Source organism: Streptococcus oralis, assembly GCF_026782345.1.
GTDB classification, from domain to species: domain Bacteria; phylum Bacillota; class Bacilli; order Lactobacillales; family Streptococcaceae; genus Streptococcus; species Streptococcus oralis_CK.
In genome coordinates this window covers 1,366,803-1,384,337 of record NZ_JAKUWI010000001.1, presented here as the reverse complement: position 1 = coordinate 1,384,337, position 17,535 = coordinate 1,366,803, and the positions used below count along the sequence as shown (strand labels likewise).

At 40.9% G+C, this 17,535-nt stretch carries 12 protein-coding genes and 1 pseudogene; 11 read left to right on the top strand and 2 right to left on the bottom strand.

The features are described 5' to 3' along the window. Positions 1 to 30: 30 nt before the first annotated feature. The 3 genes from MK405_RS06800 (at position 31) to MK405_RS06790 (ending at position 9,086) form a co-directional block, all read left to right on the top strand. Entirely contained in the window at positions 31 to 900 is an 870-nt protein-coding gene (locus MK405_RS06800; protein WP_268704617.1) for an ROK family protein, read from the top strand. Continuing rightward, positions 894 to 2,774 carry a beta-N-acetylhexosaminidase gene (locus tag MK405_RS06795; RefSeq protein WP_268704616.1) on the top strand — a complete coding sequence of 627 codons (1,881 nt, stop codon included), beginning with the start codon at positions 894 to 896 and terminating at the stop codon, positions 2,772 to 2,774. The genes MK405_RS06800 and MK405_RS06795 overlap by 7 nt, the downstream gene beginning before the upstream one ends. Before the next feature lie 309 nt (positions 2,775 to 3,083). Then, positions 3,084 to 9,086 carry a mucin-binding protein gene (locus MK405_RS06790; protein WP_268704615.1) on the top strand — a complete coding sequence of 2,001 codons (6,003 nt, stop codon included), beginning with the start codon at positions 3,084 to 3,086 and terminating at the stop codon, positions 9,084 to 9,086. 323 nt (positions 9,087 to 9,409) lie between these two features. Here MK405_RS06790 and MK405_RS06785 read toward each other — a convergent pair whose 3' ends face one another. Both MK405_RS06785 and MK405_RS06780 read right to left on the bottom strand, forming a co-directional pair. Beyond that, complete coding sequence (locus MK405_RS06785) at positions 9,410 to 9,580, bottom strand: hypothetical protein (protein ID WP_268704614.1); 171 nt, start codon at positions 9,578 to 9,580, stop codon at positions 9,410 to 9,412. A 138-nt stretch (positions 9,581 to 9,718) separates the two neighbouring features. After that, on the bottom strand, positions 9,719 to 9,994 hold the full coding sequence (locus tag MK405_RS06780) for a hypothetical protein (RefSeq protein WP_268704613.1): 276 nt from the start codon (positions 9,992 to 9,994) through the stop codon (positions 9,719 to 9,721). Positions 9,995 to 10,372: 378 nt separating this feature from the next. On the opposite strand from MK405_RS06780, the gene MK405_RS06775 reads away from it, so the two are divergent. The 8 genes and pseudogenes from MK405_RS06775 to trhO all read left to right on the top strand — a co-directional run bounded on the left by MK405_RS06775 (position 10,373) and on the right by trhO (position 17,490). Beyond that, a complete protein-coding gene (locus MK405_RS06775) occupies positions 10,373 to 10,852 on the top strand; it encodes a hypothetical protein (RefSeq protein ID WP_268704612.1) in 480 nt (159 codons plus the stop codon). Between the two features lie 18 nt (positions 10,853 to 10,870). Next, positions 10,871 to 11,488, top strand: a pseudogene (locus MK405_RS06770) (DUF4767 domain-containing protein); the annotation flags it as partial. Between the two features lie 209 nt (positions 11,489 to 11,697). Then, complete coding sequence (locus MK405_RS06765; protein ID WP_000714584.1) at positions 11,698 to 12,627, top strand: ABC transporter permease; 930 nt, start codon at positions 11,698 to 11,700, stop codon at positions 12,625 to 12,627. A 13-nt stretch (positions 12,628 to 12,640) separates the two neighbouring features. Further along, positions 12,641 to 13,564: a carbohydrate ABC transporter permease gene (locus tag MK405_RS06760; protein ID WP_000818344.1), complete on the top strand. Its 924-nt coding sequence runs from the start codon at positions 12,641 to 12,643 to the stop codon at positions 13,562 to 13,564. A 108-nt stretch (positions 13,565 to 13,672) separates the two neighbouring features. Continuing rightward, positions 13,673 to 15,157: an ABC transporter substrate-binding protein gene (locus MK405_RS06755; protein WP_268704611.1), complete on the top strand. Its 1,485-nt coding sequence runs from the start codon at positions 13,673 to 13,675 to the stop codon at positions 15,155 to 15,157. Positions 15,158 to 15,317: 160 nt separating this feature from the next. Next, positions 15,318 to 16,007 carry a CPBP family intramembrane glutamic endopeptidase gene (locus MK405_RS06750; RefSeq protein WP_268704610.1) on the top strand — a complete coding sequence of 230 codons (690 nt, stop codon included), beginning with the start codon at positions 15,318 to 15,320 and terminating at the stop codon, positions 16,005 to 16,007. Between the two features lie 68 nt (positions 16,008 to 16,075). Further along, complete coding sequence (locus MK405_RS06745; RefSeq protein ID WP_084975949.1) at positions 16,076 to 16,372, top strand: bacteriocin immunity protein; 297 nt, start codon at positions 16,076 to 16,078, stop codon at positions 16,370 to 16,372. Positions 16,373 to 16,503: 131 nt separating this feature from the next. After that, entirely contained in the window at positions 16,504 to 17,490 is a 987-nt protein-coding gene (gene trhO, locus MK405_RS06740; RefSeq protein WP_020899966.1) for an oxygen-dependent tRNA uridine(34) hydroxylase TrhO, read from the top strand. The last annotated feature ends 45 nt before the right edge of the window (positions 17,491 to 17,535 follow it).

The window sequence follows — 17,535 nt, the reverse complement described above, 5'->3', positions numbered from 1 at the left end:
CTGATTCGCCCCTTTTTACGGTAAAGAACAATGATCATTGCAACCATTGATATCGGAGGGACTGGGATTAAGTTTGCCAGTCTGACTCCTGATGGAAAAATACTAGATAAGACAAGTACTCCGACGCCAGAAAACTTGGAGGATTTACTGACATGGCTAGACCAACGTCTGTCAGAGCAAGATTATAAGGGCATTGCTATGAGTGTTCCAGGCGCGGTCAATCAAGAAACAGGTGTGATTGAGGGAATCAGTGCCGTGCCCTACATCCATGGCTTTTCTTGGTATGAAACTCTTGCTCATCATCAACTCCCTGTCCATCTAGAAAATGACGCCAACTGTGTTGGACTTAGTGAACTGCTAGCTCATCCAGAAATTGAAAATGTAGCCTGTGTCGTGATTGGGACAGGGATTGGTGGGGCCATGATTATCAATGGCAAACTTCACCGTGGTCGCCACGGCTTAGGTGGTGAGTTTGGCTATATGACAACCATTGAACCAGCTGAAAAACTCAACAACTGGTCGCTACTAGCCTCTACAGGAAACATGGTTCGCTACGTAATTGAAAAATCTGGTCAGACTGACTGGGATGGTCGCAAGATTTACCAAGAAGCTGCAGCAGGCAATGCCCTTTGCCAAGAAGCCATTGAACGCATGAACCGTAATCTGGCTCAAGGTTTGCTCAATATCCAGTACCTCATCGACCCAGATGTCATTAGTCTGGGAGGATCTATCAGCCAAAATCCAGATTTTATCCAAGGTGTCAAAAAAGCTATCGATGAATTTGTTGAAACCTACGAAGAATACACGGTCGCACCAGTTATCCAAGCTTGCACCTATCATGCAGATGCCAATCTCTATGGTGCCCTTGTCAACTGGTTGCAGGAGGAAAATCAATGGTAAGATTTACAGGACTTAGTCCCAAACAAGAGCAAGCATTAGAGTTGCTTAAAAAGCATATTTCGCTAGCAGATGTAGAGGTAGCAGTCGCTCAGTCTGACCAAGCCTCTATCTCTATCAAGGGTGAGGGAGGCCACTATCACCTGACTTATCGCAAGCCCCATCAACTCTACCGCGCCTTGTCAGTGCTAGCAACAGCTCTAGCAGAAGCTGACAAAGTAGAGATTGAGGAGCAGGCGGCTTATGAAGAGTTGGCCTACATGGCAGACTGTTCTCGAAATGCAGTTTTGAATGTCGCTTCTGCCAAGCAGATGATTGAGGTCTTGGCTCTCATGGGTTATTCAACCTTTGAGCTTTACATGGAAGATACTTATCAGATTGAGGGACAACCTTACTTTGGTTATTTCCGTGGTGCCTACTCGGCTGAGGAATTGCAGGAAATCGAAGCCTACGCCCAGCAGTTTGACATGACCTTTGTGCCTTGCATCCAGACCTTGGCTCATTTGTCGGCCTTCGTTAAATGGGGTGTCAAAGAAGTGCAAGAACTCCGTGATGTAGAGGACATTCTCCTTATCGGTGAAGAAAAAGTTTATGATTTGATTGACGGGATGTTTGCCACTCTGTCTAAACTGCAGACACGCAAGGTCAATATTGGGATGGACGAAGCTCACTTGGTTGGTTTGGGGCGCTACCTCATTTTGAACGGTGTTGTGGACCGTAGTCTCCTCATGTGTCAACACTTGGAGCGCGTGCTGGATATTGCCGATAAGTATGGTTTCCACTGCCAAATGTGGAGTGACATGTTCTTCAAACTCATGTCAGCAGATGGCCAGTATGACCGCGATGTGGAAATCCCTGAGGAAACTCGTGTCTACCTAGACCATCTCAAAGACCGTGTGACCTTGGTTTACTGGGATTATTATCAGGATAGCGAGGAAAAATACAATCGCAATTTCCGCAACCATCACAAGATTAGCCAAGATATTGCCTTTGCAGGTGGTGCTTGGAAGTGGATAGGTTTCACACCCAACAACCATTTCAGCCGTCTCATCGCTATGGAGGCTAACAAAGCCTGTCGTGCCAATGACATCAAAGAAGTGATTGTAACGGGTTGGGGAGACAATGGTGGTGAAACAGCCCAATTCTCTATTCTACCAAGTCTGCAAATCTGGGCAGAGCTCAGCTACCGCAATGACCTAGACCGTTTGTCTGCCCACTTCAAGACCAATACAGGTCTATCAGTTGAGGACTTCATGCAGATTGACCTTGCCAATCTCTTGCCAGATTTGCCAGGCAATCTCAGTGGTATCAATCCCAACCGCTATGTCTTTTATCAGGATGTTCTTTGCCCGATTCTTGACAGACACATGACACCTGAACAGGACGGGCCACACTTTGCTCAGGCAGCTGAGACGCTTGCTGAAATCAAAGAAAAAGCAGGAAATTATGCTTATCTCTTTGAAACTCAGGCCCAGTTGAATGCTATTTTAAGTAGTAAAGTGGATGTGGGACGACGCATTCGTCAGGCCTACCAAGCGGGTGATAAAGAAAGTCTGGAAGAAATCTCGAGACAAGAATTACCAGAACTCAGAAGCCAAATCGAACACTTCCATGCCCTCTTTAGCCACCAATGGCTGAAAGAAAACAAGGTCTTTGGTTTGGATACGGTCGATATCCGTATGGGCGGACTTTTGCAACGTATCAAGCGAGCAGAAAGTCGCATCGAGGCTTATCTGGCAGGTCAGATTGACCGCATCGAAGAATTAGAAGTCGAAATCCTTCCATTTAACGATTTTTATGGAGACAAGGACTTTGCAGCCACAACAGCCAACCAGTGGCACACCATTGCAACAGCATCGACGATTTATACGACTTAGGAGTAGAATATTGACAAACATCTTCTTTATAAAAAGAAGATGTTTTTGCTTAAATATAATATTTAAAAATAGATAAAATATAAGAAGTGGGGGATATTTGATAGAATAACATATTCAGCAATACATGTGCTTAAAAGCTATATGAATCAAGATTTTTATTAAATTAGGTGGGTAGATTTTAACTGCATCAGTTGAATTATCAAGGAGTAAAATGTATAATATAGAGCAGAAGTTTCCTATGCGTAGAGGTTGTAAAAGTCCATCTCTAATAAAATAATCATATGTCAAACTTAGAAAGGAATATAGAAAGTGAAGAGTTTTAAAATTTACAAGGGAAGACATGAAAAATTTTCTCTAAGAAAGAAAAATGTTGGACTTGTTTCGATTGCAATCGCTAGCTTGGCGGTATATGGAGTAGCGCTTGGCACACCAACTGTACAAGCAGATGAAAACAACAATCTGAGCAGTCTAGTAGAGACTAGCTCGACAACTGATGTGAAATCAGAAAATAATAGTGATCAACCAGCAGTGGTGGAGTCAGAGAAAGTATCTTCAGCCACAGGAGTTAAGGAAACAGAAAAAGCTACTAGTCCAGCACCAACTGTTGAACAAGCAGAAAATAAAGTGCCAGTTTCAAAGACAGCCCCTGAAGTGGAAGGTGCGGACAAAAATTCTGTAGATCCGTCAAACTCGACAGCAGTCGCGAAAGAAACTCCAGCACCTGTTGAGTCTAAACCAGTTGAAAAATCAACTGATAGCCAAACAACAGCTGCCCCTCGCGCAACAGCCGCAGTACGTACGCGCAGAAGTTTGCAACAAAACCCAACTCAAATCTCGAATTTTTCAGTAATGGTTACGACTAAAGATGGAACTGTTATGCGTTCAGGTGATACAAAACCTTTGCCTGCTCAAGAAGTTTCCTTTGACAAGGTTCAAATGGACTTTAAAATCACACAAGATGGGACGCTGAAAAAAGGTGATGTTCTCCGTATTCCAGTCAAATTGGGAAATAATGCCTACGGTGCTTACTATGCAAATCTTGGTTCTGGAACAGCAGAGCGTATCGAGGGTGTTGGAACAATTAAATTCGTGCATTCAGATCCCAATAATTTGGCCTATGAAATTACATTAGACCAAAGCTTCCAAGATATGCCTCAAAATACTGAAAAGACGGTATCGGTCACTCAAAAAGCAGCGACTATTGGGAAATTTACAGCAAAATCAAGTTATGAAAATATTATTTTAGAAATAAATGGCAATAAGTTTACTTTTAAACCAACACCAAGAACATTTGAGAAAGCACAGGCGCCTTTTGCTGTTTATAATAGTGCAAGTAGCGATAGAGCAAATTCAATAAAAATAGGCACTTCAACTGGGGATGCAAATTATTATAATAATTTATTGTCAAGCGATGGTACCAACCCTGGACAAACAGGAATTCCAAATGGTGATATCATTTCTGTCCATCGTATAAAACCAGGTAATGGGTCAAAAATTGTTAGTATCAAACCAGACCTTAAAAGATATACTTCTACTTTAGCAATTAGTGAGGATGGAAAATATCTTGTTAAAGGAGATACTTCAACTTCTATTAGCATCAATTCAGATCCAGATAATAAGTTAATAAATCTACCTGCAAATTCAACAAATGATACTATTCTTAAAGCATTAAAGCAAGCAGGCAAAAATTCTTCAGTTGTTATTGATAATGGAGATGGGACCTACACAGTTGCTATTAATTTAGGAAAAATGACAGGAAATGGTGCTACTACCTATCATGATATTTGGCCAACTGACGACTATGCTCAAATGGGCGATCAATATCAGGAAATCAACAGAACAGAAGAAGTCAATAAAAAAGTTAGTGCTATTTTAAAGGATGCTAGTGTCATTCAAGGAACTGGGCATTCAACACGAATTACTTTTGCAGATTCCTCAATTAAGAATACTATAACGAATGAGTCAAGAAGTTATAGTTATAACGTTGATGATAATGGTAATGTAACTAAGCTTAAAGAAGAAACGATTTCTGCCACAACAACCCCGTCCGTTGCGCGTGCTGAAGGTCAGAAGAAGATTACAATACACTATGTCGATACAAACGGCAAGGAAATTGAAACTCAGGACTATAAATATGGTTATCCAGCAGGAGGAACTGCCACTCCAACCCCTGATTATAACGCTAATCCAAAAACAATTACAGGCTACACACTTGTAACAGCTGATACGGCAATCGCGTCGTATGGTACACAGTTAAAGACTACTAAACAAATTCCATTCACTAGCAACGACCAAGAATTTTATTATGTCTATTCAGCCAAAAAATCTAGTGCCAAAGTTACGTATATTGACGATGATACTAACGGAGGAAAAGTTCTTGAAACGAAGGATTTGAATGGTTTTTATGGGCAGACTGATCCTTATCGAACAGCTGAAACAATTAAGACGTATACCGATCAAAATTATGAACTTGTTTCAGACAATTATCCAACAAATGGTGTAACCTATAATGAAAATCTTCAAACCTTTGAAGTTCATTTGAAACACAAAAAGACGTCAGTAGCAGAAGAAAAGACGGTTAAGGAAACTATCCATTATACATACGAGGGTGGTGCACCAGCAGCTCCAGACCATACTAGTAGCTTAAAATTCACCAGAACAGCAACAATTGACCTTGTTACAAATGTTACAACTGGTGATTGGACGGCGGAAAATGGAACAAGTTTTGCAGCCGTAACATCACCAGCAATCAAAGGCTACACTCCAGACTTAGCGGAGGTTCCAGCAGTTGACAATATTACGGCTAACAGTGCCAATATCGAAAAGACAGTCGTTTACAAAGCTAATCCAGCTAGTGCAAAGGTCACTTACATTGATGATACAACAGGAGAAACGCTTGAAACGAAGGATTTGAATGGACTTTATGGTCAGACTGACCCTTATCAAACAGCTGCCACTATTAAGAAATATACCGATAAAAATTATGAACTTGTTTCAGACAATTATCCAGCAACGGGTGTAACCTATAATGAAACTCTTCAAACCTTTAAAGTTCATCTACGTCATAAGGGAGCTGCAGTTCTAGAAACAAAGACAGTCACAGAGACCATCAAGTATGTTTATGAAGATAACACACAGGCAGCGGATACGAAGGTTCAGACTTTGAAGTTCTATCGGATTAACAACAAGGATCTGGTGACTAATAAGATTGTCTATAAGGGTCCTTGGATCCTGTCTACCGGAACCTTCCCAGAGGTAGTTTCTCCAAAGATTGATGGTTATACACCAGATAAGGCAACTGTAGCAGCCGTTGAACAGATTACGGGAGATAGCGCAGATATTGAAGAAACGGTTACCTATAAAGCAGATAAGCAAAAAGTAACCTATACCATCATTGACGACACTGCCCAAAAAACGCTGAAAGATAAGGAAGTACTTACCAGCGGAGGCTCTGATACTCCTCTTCCAGACAGTGCCCGAGAAAAATATGATTTAATGGTGAATGCTTATCTAGCTCAAGGTTATGAATTGGTTTCGAAAGACCAGCTTCCAGCTAAGTTTGACCTTGACAGTAGCCACGATCAAAATGTAGTTGTTCACTTGAAGCATGGTACCACTGATATCCAAGAAAGCAAGGATGTAAACTTGACTGTTCGTTACCACGGTGCCGGTGACCAGACACCAGAAGACAAGGTGCAAACAGCGACTTGGACTCGTACAGTGACAAAAGATAAAATCACAGGCACAGAAGTTTCTGCCACAGCTTGGACAAGCGATAAAGCCAACTATGATGCAGTCCCATCGCCAGTGATTCCAGGCTATAGCGTAGATGTCGAGACAGTTCCGTCTGAAGCCGTTACTCAAGAAAACATTGTTAAGGATGTATATTACACAATCCAAACGCAAAAAGTTACTTACACAGTTGTAGATGAGATAACCGGCCAGACTTTAGAAAATCAAGTTGAATTGACAACAGGTGAGTCAGGTGCAGCTCTTCCAGCCGCAGCTCAAACGAAATACGATACCGTAGTTGCCAACTACTTGGCACAAGGTTACGAAGTGGCTTCTAAGAATGCTCTGCCAGGTCAATTTGACACAGACAGCAGTGTGGATCAAAATGTAGTCATTCGCTTGAAACACAAAGTATCAACTTCTACAGAAACCAAGACTGTAACGCAAACGATTAACTACGTCTACGAAGAAGATAACACACCAGCTGCTCCAGAGAAGAAAACGACCTTGATTTTCTCTAGAGAGATGAAAACAGATGAAGTGACGAAGGTTACTACACCAGGTGCTTGGACTCCGTCGGTCGGAACCTTCCCAGAGGTAATTTCTCTAGTTGTGGATGGTTACACCCCAGATAAGGCTAAAGTTGACGCGGAAAATGTAACTGCTAATCAGGAAGATATCACTGTTACGGTTAAATACAAGGCAGACAAGCAAAAAGTAACCTGTACCATCATTGATGATACAACCAATACCACACTGGAAGATAAGCAAGAGCTTACAAGTGGGAACTCTGATACTCCTCTTCCAAATGACACAGAAGCTAAGTATAATTCAATCGTGGATGCTTACCTAGCCCAAGGTTATGAATTGGTTTCGAAAGACCAGCTCCCAGCTAAGTTTGACCTCGATAGTGGTTATGACCAAAATGTAGTGGTTCATGTGAAACATAAAGTGTCAACTTCTACAGAAACCAATACTGTAACGCAAACGATTAACTACGTCTACGAAGAAGATAACACACCAGCTGCTCCAGAGAAGAAAACGACCTTGATTTTCTCTAGAGAGATGAAAACAGATGAAGTGACGAAGGTTACTACACCAGGTGCTTGGACTCCGTCGGTCGGAACCTTCCCAGAGGTAGTTTCTCCAACTGTTGATGGCTACACGCCAGATAAGGCTAAAGTTGACGCAGAAAACGTAACTGCTGATCAGGCTGACATCAAGGTTACTGTTAAATACAAGGCAGACAAGCAAAAAGTAACCTATACCATCATTGATGATACGACCAATACCACACTGGAAGATAAGCAAGAGCTTACAAGTGGGAACTCTGATACTCCTCTTCCAAATGACACAGAAGCGAAGTATAATTCAATCGTGTATACTTACCTGGCTCGAGGCTATGAATTGGTGTCAAAAGAGCAGCTTCCAGCTAAGTTTGACCTTGATAGTAGTTATGATCAAAACGTTGTTGTTCATTTAAAACATGGTACAGCTGATATCCAAGAAAGCAAGAATGTAAACTTGACTGTTCGTTACCACGGTGCCGGTGGTCAAACCCCAGCAGACAAGGTACAAACAGCGACTTGGACACATACAGTAACGACAGACAAGGTAACAGGCTCTGTTGTGAACACTACGGATTGGGCAAGCGACAAGGCAAACTATGACGCAGTCCCATCACCAGTGATTCCAGGTTACACAGTAGATATTGCGACTGTTCCATCAGAAGTGGTTACCCAAGAAAACATTGTCAAGGATGTGCATTATACTGCTCAGAATACACCTCAAACCCAAAAGGTTACTTACACAGTTGTAGATGAGACAACCGGTCAGACTCTGGAAAATCAAGTTGAATTGACAACAGGTGAGTCAGGTACGGTTCTTCCAGCTGCTGCGAAAACGAAATACGACACTGTGATAGCTGGCTACTTGGCACAGGGTTACAAAGTGGTTGCTAAGGATGAATTGCCAGCTCAGTTTGACACCGACAGTAGCGTAGACCAAAACGTGGTGATTCGCTTGAAACACAAAACGGTTTCAGTTGAGGAAACAAAACAAGTAAGCATGACAGTTCGCTACCACGGTGCCGGTGGTCAAACCCCAGCAGACAAGGTGCAAACAGCGACTTGGACTCGTACAGTAACGACAGACAAGGTAACTGGCTCTGTTGTGAGCACGACGGATTGGACAAGCGACAAGGCAAACTACGATGCTGTCCCATCGCCAGTGATTCCAGGTTACACTGTGGATGTTGCGACTGTTCCATCAGAAGTGGTTACTCAAGAAAACATTGTCAAAGATGTTCATTATACTGCGGTACCAGTAACTCCAGAAGTTCCTAATACTCCGGATACTCCAGTTAAGCCAGAACCTCCAGTAACTCCATCAACTCCAGTCAAACCAACTCCTCCAATGGCACCGCTCACCTCAGGACATCCAGCTTCACCAGCTACTTCAGCATCAGTTCTTCCACGAACAGGTGAATCTCAAGTTGGTTCAAGCCTTGTAACGCTGACAGGTCTAGGTTTGCTTCTATCAGTTCTTGGTTTGGCAGGACGTCAGAAAAAAGAGGATTAATAAACTTTTTATAAAGTATAAACAGTCCAGTCATTCATTGAAGAAATACTATAAATGGCTTAAAGATGGATGATCTAGTGGGAAAAGCTCCGCAGGCAACCTTAGTTGGTTGACTTGTGGGGCTTTTTCCTTGTTTTACAGAATGAGACTTAGGCAAAGAAAATACAGAGTCTGTTCGCTAAAACAGAAAAGAGGTGGCATCATTTAGTGATGCCGCCTCCTTTTTATTTTAAATCTTGCACTAATTCGGTATTTTTTACTGAAAAGGCCTCCGCTAAAAGATCGAGAATAGCTGTAACTGCTGCAATAAGTGTGAGTGAAATTCATTCTGCTGTAATAAACCGTCCACCAAACAGGAAAAATGGAATAAACCAGTTAAAAATCCCTGTTAATGGGAAGAACCATTGATACCCCCTTTTTTTGCCAGCAGAAAAACCACATAACAATTCGACAGCAGGGCCCAAAATGTAAAAACAGAACATGCTGTAGCCCATCTCATCACCTGTAATTCCACTCAATCCTCATAATAGCACAGGGCATAAAAAACTATGACTGTTATGAGAGGAAAAAACGCTGTCTTAATAAATTGTTCGTGTTCAGTCTCCTGCCCAAAATCCTGTATAATCATTGTTTTAAGGATTTTTTCGACATGCGAAGTAAATTGCTAAAAGAACAGAGGTAGGAATATTCGCAATAAAAAAAGTTAAGATAAGCTGACCGAAAATGTCCCACCAGGTCATGCTGTTAGTATGGGCAAGAGAAAAGACCATCAATAAAGAAAAGGCATAAGTTATGCCCGGCAGGATTAAACCAAGCCACTTGCTTTCTTTTTTGGAGAGAAAGGTCTGTAATAGAATTCCTCCAATCAGGATTGACAATATGATAAACGAAACGATTATAGTTCTCATTGACTTCAATTCCTTCATCATTTTGATATTCAGACGTCAATATTTGAGTCGAATCAAAGTGCTATATATTTATTATGATTGTCGATATTTATGAACTAGCTTGATGGGCATAGGTGTTTATCCTTGATCATTCTAATTGAATCCCCATTTCATATTGAAAATAACACTAAATAAAGCAAAAGTCAATCAAGAGATTAATATTTAAGAGAGATGGAGTAGCTGTTCTTGAAATGATCTCTAAGCCGTCTATATAAGATATTTTGAACTGACTATTATCCCTATTCTTTTCGGAGCTATCTCTGAGAGCAAGGAGTACAATAGAAAAAATAGCTTGGAAGGAGTATAATGAAGGTATAAAGATAGTTTGGAGGTCTGACCATGAAAAGGCTACTACTAGTCCTGGCTACTAGCATGCTAGTCTTATCTGCCGGTCATAAAACGACAGAGGATGGCGCAACTAGTCCGTCAACAGCGAGGGAGCAAAAAGCAAAAGAAGTAACCAACTATTTTTACTACCTAGCAGATTCCTATCAGAAGGCTCTTTCGCACGAAAAAGAAGTCAAGGACGCAACTGTGCAATCACCTATGGCTGCTACAGTTGCAGCCATGGAAGAACTCCAGTTATCTAATCCGACTGATCAAGCCTTGATTATGAAGAACTACTCAGATTTTCAGAAGCTAATCCAATACAACACCGAAAAGTGGGAAGAAGAGTTTGCAAGTTGGGCTTCTTCTATGGGGCAGTCCTATCATAGACTAGAGCATAGAAACTTTGATGAAAAGAATGATCTCATCAAAAAATTAGAAGCAACAACTGTCTCTCAGAAAAGTGTCAAATGGAATGTTTTTGGAGTATAGAGTGACAATGCCTATGATTACTTGGTTTTGGATGCCTACTATGACAATCAGGACAAGCATTTTTACCTATTTACACTGAAAGATGGGCAAGCACAGGTCTTGCATACCGATAAGACACTGGAAACTATCCCTACTGCAAATTTTGAAGAGACTGAGAATACGGATTTAGCGCAACGTTTTAAGGAATTTCTATTAAAAACAAGTGTAACTACAGAGAGCGAGCCAGATACAGATAATAGTTCTTTAATAGACAAGATAAAAACAGCCATGGAATCCTATTCGGATAGTAAAGGTGAAAGATTTAAGTCAACTAACTTAGCAACATATGGTCACTACTATGGACTAGCAGTGCCAGACCAGATAATGCAATTTGGACAAGTAGATGGGGTGAATTATACTTTTAAATGGTATGGGTATAGTGCAGGTTCAGGTTCTGGGCGGTTTGAAATCCTAGCTTGCTATGTGAATGAAGCAGAGACAGAGGTGATTCTCTTTGGCTACAAGGATGGTAATCCTGCTCTTTTACACACCGAAGGAAGACCAGAGATTGATAAAAATGAATCAGGGGATATCATAAATGCCCAGGTTCATTTTGTCGAGTTTCATCACCCAATATTAGAACAAGTTTTCAATTAGTAAAGAGGAAATACATTTATCGTATGCAGAGTGTTTCTCGTGAAACCTATTTCTTATAAAAAACTTCTCCACAAAAAATAATTTGTGGAGTTTTTTCTATAATTAGTAGTTTAACCTGACCTTCAAATAGGAGTATACTAATAATGTAATCGTTATCAAACCTAAAAATTCGATGAAATCAGTTTTTAGGAATAAAAAGGGAGGAAATTATGAAAAAGTTTTCAAAGACCTTGAGAGATAACTGGATTTTTCTCTTGATGGTTTTACCAGGGGCACTCTGGTTGATTCTATTCTTTTACATTCCAGTATTTGGGAATGTGGTCGCCTTTAAAGACTACCATATGACCAGTAATGGTTTCATAGATAGTATTGTGAATAGTAAATGGGTCGGGTTAGATAATTTCAGATTCTTGTTTAGTTCAAAAGATGCCTTTATCATCACTCGAAATACCGTTCTCTACAATCTCGGCTTTATCTTTATCGGTTTGATTGTATCAGTAGGGATTGCCATTATCCTCAGCGAGCTTCGCTCTAAGAGAATGGTTAAGATTTTCCAAACGTCTATGTTGTTCCCTTACTTCCTGTCATGGGTTATCATCAGTTTCTTTACAGATGCCTTCCTAAACATTGACAAAGGGGTCTTCAACCATTTCCTAACATCCATTGGCATGAAGGAAGTCAACTTCTATGCTGACTTAGGCATTTGGCCATATCTTCTCCTTTTCCTAGGTATTTGGAAAGGATTTGGATATAGCAGTGTCATGTACTATGCGACGATCATGGGAATTGACCCAACCTACTACGAAGCAGCAACAGTGGACGGGGCTAGCAAGTGGCAACGCATTCGCAACGTAACCATTCCTCAGTTGACTCCACTTGTAACAGTCTTGACCATCCTTGCAGTCGGAAATATCTTCCGTGCAGACTTCGGTCTCTTCTATCAAATCCCACACAATGCTGGTCAGCTTTACAATGTAACCAACGTTTTGGACGTATATGTCTTTAATGGTTTGACTCAGACAGCAGATATCGGTATGGCTTCAGCAGCCGGCCTTTACCAATCAGTAGTCGGTTTGATTCTGGTTATCCTATCAAACTTGCTTGCAAGACGAGTCGATCCAAACTCAGCTTTGTTTTAGAAAGGAGGAGAATATGGCAGAAAAGAAAATTAAAAAAGAAAAAATCGATAATGTCGGCATTCACTCCTTCAGTAAGAAAGCAGATATCTTCTTTAGTATCATCTCTGGTTTGATCGCTCTTTCTTGTATCTTGCCCTTTATCTTCGTTATCATCATTTCGGTGACAGACGAAAAGAGCATCCTCCAGTATGGATATAGCTTTTTCCCTTCGAAGTTTGGTGTAGACGGATTCCAGTTCTTAGCTCAGTTTAAAGATAAGATCCTCCAAGCGCTCTTTATCTCAGTTTTTGTAACCGTAGTCGGAACAGTGACCAACGTCTTCATTACAACCACTTATGCCTACGCCATCTCACGGACAACCTTTAAGTACCGCAGATTCTTCACGATCTTCGCTCTTCTTAGTATGTTGTTCAACGCTGGTTTGGTACCAGGCTATATCGTGGTCACTCGCCTGCTTCAACTTGGTGATACCGTTTGGGCCTTGATTGTTCCAATGCTTCTCTCACCATTCAACATCATTTTGATGCGTTCCTTCTTCAAGAAGACCATTCCAGAAGCCATTCTCGAATCTGCTCGTATCGATGGTGCCAGTGAAGCTCGGATCTTCTTCCAGATCTGTTTGCCCTTGTCACTTCCAGGTATCGCAACCATCACGCTTTTGACAGCTCTTGGTTTCTGGAACGACTGGTTCAACGCCCTTCTTTACATCAAGAGTGACAACTTGTATCCATTGCAATATTTGCTCATGCAAATCCAACAAAATATGGACTACATTGCAAAAGCAGTCGGCCTATCTGGTCAACTGGGAGTCGCTCTTCCAAAAGAAACAGGTCGTATGGCCATGGTTGTGGTTGCAACCCTTCCAATCGCGATTCTGTATCCATTCTTCCAACGCTACTTTGTTAAAGGCTTGACGATCGGTGGTGTGAAAGAATAGCACTTGCTGAGAAACACCGTTTCTCCCTTCCCAACTTCATCTTAGTGACTGAAGTTACAAATTATTAAATCGTTTATAAGTTTAAAATTAAAAAAAGGAGTTTTTATCATGAAAAACTGGAAAAAATATGCTTTTGCATCTGCTAGCGTAGTCGCTTTGGCTGCTGGTCTTGCTGCTTGTGGGAACCTTACAGGTAACAACAAAAAAGCTGCTGACACTGCTTCAAGTGAAAAACCTGTTCTTAAAATGTACCAAATCGGTGACAAACCAGATAACTTGGATGAATTGCTAGAAAATGCCAACAAAATCATCGAAGAAAAAGTTGGTGCTAAATTGGATATCCAATACCTCGGATGGGGTGACTACAGCAAGAAAATGTCTGTTATCACATCATCTGGTGAAAACTATGATATCGCCTTTACAGATAACTATGTTGTAAATGCTCAAAAAGGTGCTTACGCTGACTTGACTGATTTGTACAAGAAAGAAGGAGCAGAGCTTTACAAAGCACTTGACCCAGCTTACATCAAAGGGAACACTGTAAATGGTAAGATCTATGCTGTTCCAGTTGCAGCTAACGTTGCATCATCTCAAAACTTTGCCTTCAACGGCGCTCTTCTTGAAAAATATGGTATTGACATTTCAGGTGTCACTTCATACGAAACACTTGAACCAGTCTTGAAACAAATCAAAGAAAAAGCTCCAGACGTAGTACCATTTGCGGTTACGAAGAACTTTATCCCATCTGATAACTTTGATTACCCAGTGCCAAACGGACTTCCATTCGTTATCGACCTTGAAGGAGACACTACTAAGATCGTAAACCGTTACGAAGTGCCTCGCTTCAAAGAACACTTGAAGACTCTTCACAAATTCTATGAAGAAGGATACATTCCAAAAGACGTAGCAACAAGCGACACTTCATTTGACCTTCAACAAGATACTTGGTTCGTTCGTGAAGAAACAGTAGGACCAGCTGACTACGGTAACAGCTTGCTTTCACGTGTTGCTAACAAAGACATCCAAATCAAACCAATCACTAACTTTATCAAGAAAAACCAAACAACACAAGTTGCTAACTTTGTTATCTCAAACAACTCTAAGAACAAAGAAAAATCAATGGAAGTGTTGAACCTCTTGAACACGAACCCAGAACTCTTGAACGGCCTTGTTTACGGTCCAGAAGGCAAGAACTGGGAAAAAGTTGAAGGTAAAGAAAACCGTGTACGCGTTCTTGATGGATATAAAGGAAACACTCACATGTCAGGTTGGAACACTGGTAACAACTGGATTCTTTACATCAACGAAAACGTTACAGACCAACAAATCGAAGATTCTAAGAAACAATTGGCAGAAGCTAAAGAATCTCCAGCACTTGGATTCATCTTTAACACTGACAGTGTGAAATCTGAAATCTCAGCAATTTCTAACACAATGCAACAATTCGATACAGCTATCAACACTGGTACTGTAGACCCAGATAAAGCTATTCCAGAATTGATGGAAAAATTGAAATCTGAAGGTGCCTACGAAAAAGTATTGAACGAAATGCAAAAACAATACGATGAATTCTTGAAAAACAAAAAATCATAAGAACGATTGATTTCGTGTATTCATTCCTAATTCCTAAAAATGTGATCACTGCCTTCCTTAGTTCTCTAGGGGAGGTAGTGATTTTTAGGATGTAAAAATGAAAAGAGTGGTTCTGAGGGTTTATGCGATGTGATACACATACATCTATAGGGGATTTATTATGAAAAAATATCGCCTTCTTTTCAAAATGAGTGCTGTCTTCTCTTACCTATTTTTCGTATTTGGTCTTTCTCAGCTGACGTCTATTGTTCAAAATTATTGGCAATTTTCTTCTCAGGTAGGAAATATCTTCTGGATTCAAAATATCTTAAGTCTGCTATTTAGTGGAGTCATGATTTGGATTCTGCTTAAGACAGGCCATGGTTATCTCTTTCGCATTCCGAGAAAAAAATGGTTCTGGTATTCAATCTTGACAGTCCTAGTAGCGGTAGTTCATATATCTTTTAATATTCATACAGCTAGATATGTTCAGTCAACTGCTGAAGGTTGGGCTCTATTGATTGGTTATAGTGGGACTAACTTTGCAGAGCTAGGTATCTATATAGCCCTGTTCTTTCTGGTTCCACTGATGGAAGAGTTAATCTACAGAGGATTACTGCAACACGCCTTTTTTAAAGATTCGAGATGTGGTCTTGATTTGCTTCTTCCTTCTATTTTATTTGCTCTCCCTCATTTTTCAAACTTTCCTAGTCTGTTAGATATCTTCGTCTTTGCAACATTTGGAATCATCTTTGCTGGTTTGACACGCTATACCAAGAGCATTTATCCATCCTATGCGGTGCATGTGATCAATAATATTGTAGCGACCTTGCCATTTTTGCTGACTTTTTTACATAGGGTGTTTGGGTAAAATACTGGCACGAGAGTTAGGAATTATAGTTTTTCAATTTATAAGCGAATTTCAGGAGGGAAATGAGTATGACACAATTAAAATGGTTTGCTGGAGGAAGTGAAAGACGTTGTGAAGCGATGGCCATCATTGATTATCTATTGGAAGATATAAAGGATGCGCCTCAACTTACTCCCCTGAAAAATCAGTTAGTGATTTATAAAAAACGATTAAAGGACGATGGAACCTCTACTCCATTTATTCTGAGTCAAATGAATGTTGACATCTCACGTGTGTTGATTGATAACAAGCTAAGTTTGTCAGAAAGTCAAGCTAAGCAAATCAAAAAATTGAGAGAATTATCTGCGATTCGCTATGGTTACTGATGAAGTGCAGTGGCAGGTCTCTCTATACAATTTCCGGTCAAATAAATTGCATTCGTTTTCCCAAGTGGGTATACTAGTATAGTTGAATGAAAAATTCTGAAAATTTAAGAATAGAAAAGAGAACAAATCTTATGGCAAAAGATATTCGTGTCTTACTTTACTACCTTTATACTCCAATTGAAAACGCAGAGCAATTTGCGGCAGACCACCTGGCTTTCTGTAAATCAATCGGTCTCAAAGGCCGTATCCTAGTCGCTGACGAGGGGATTAACGGGACTGTTTCAGGTGACTACGAAACAACTCAAAAATACATGGACTACGTTCACAGCCTCCCAGGCATGGAAGACCTCTGGTTCAAGATTGACGAAGAAAATGAACAAGCCTTCAAGAAGATGTTTGTTCGCTACAAGAAAGAAATTGTCCACCTTGGTTTGGAAGACAACGACTTTGACAACGACATCAATCCACTTGAAACAACAGGTGCTTACTTGTCTCCAAAAGAGTTCAAAGAAGCCCTTCTTGACGAAGACACTGTTGTCCTTGACACACGTAACGATTATGAGTACGACCTAGGACACTTCCGTGGAGCTATCCGTCCAGACATCCGCAACTTCCGTGAGTTGCCACAATGGGTTCGTGACAACAAGGAAAAATTCATGGACAAGCGTGTCGTGGTTTACTGTACAGGTGGAGTTCGCTGTGAGAAATTCTCAGGCTGGATGGTCCGTGAAGGCTACAAAGATGTTGGCCAATTGCACGGAGGAATCGCAACTTACGGTAAAGACCCAGAAGTTCAAGGTGAACTTTGGGATGGGAAAATGTACGTCTTTGACGAGCGTATCGCCGTTGATGTCAACCATGTCAACCCAACCATCGTAGGAAAAGACTGGTTTGATGGAACACCATGTGAACGCTATGTCAACTGTGGAAATCCCTTCTGTAACCGTCGTATCTTGACATCAGAGGAAAATGAAGACAAGTACCTTCGTGGATGCTCACACGAGTGTCGTGTTCACCCACGCAACCGCTATGTTTCCGAAAATGAATTGACACAAGCAGAAGTGATCGAGCGCCTAGCTGCAATCGGTGAAAGCTTGGATCAAGCAGCTACTGTATAACATCAAACAGTCCTTAGGGGCTGTTTTTCTATGCTTTTTATCTAA

Excerpts from the sequence above, each read along its gene's own strand:
- MK405_RS06800 (WP_268704617.1), top strand. The coding sequence starts at position 31 with ATGATCATTGCAACCATTGATATCGGAGGGACTGGGATTAAGTTTGCC.
- MK405_RS06795 (WP_268704616.1), top strand. The coding sequence starts at position 894 with ATGGTAAGATTTACAGGACTTAGTCCCAAACAAGAGCAAGCATTAGAG.
- MK405_RS06785 (WP_268704614.1), bottom strand. The coding sequence starts at position 9,580 with ATGGGCTACAGCATGTTCTGTTTTTACATTTTGGGCCCTGCTGTCGAA.
- MK405_RS06780 (WP_268704613.1), bottom strand. The coding sequence starts at position 9,994 with ATGAGAACTATAATCGTTTCGTTTATCATATTGTCAATCCTGATTGGA.
- MK405_RS06775 (WP_268704612.1), top strand. The coding sequence starts at position 10,373 with ATGAAAAGGCTACTACTAGTCCTGGCTACTAGCATGCTAGTCTTATCT.
- MK405_RS06765 (WP_000714584.1), top strand. The coding sequence starts at position 11,698 with ATGAAAAAGTTTTCAAAGACCTTGAGAGATAACTGGATTTTTCTCTTG.
- MK405_RS06760 (WP_000818344.1), top strand. The coding sequence starts at position 12,641 with ATGGCAGAAAAGAAAATTAAAAAAGAAAAAATCGATAATGTCGGCATT.
- MK405_RS06755 (WP_268704611.1), top strand. The coding sequence starts at position 13,673 with ATGAAAAACTGGAAAAAATATGCTTTTGCATCTGCTAGCGTAGTCGCT.
- MK405_RS06750 (WP_268704610.1), top strand. The coding sequence starts at position 15,318 with ATGAAAAAATATCGCCTTCTTTTCAAAATGAGTGCTGTCTTCTCTTAC.
- MK405_RS06745 (WP_084975949.1), top strand. The coding sequence starts at position 16,076 with ATGACACAATTAAAATGGTTTGCTGGAGGAAGTGAAAGACGTTGTGAA.
- trhO (WP_020899966.1), top strand. The coding sequence starts at position 16,504 with ATGGCAAAAGATATTCGTGTCTTACTTTACTACCTTTATACTCCAATT.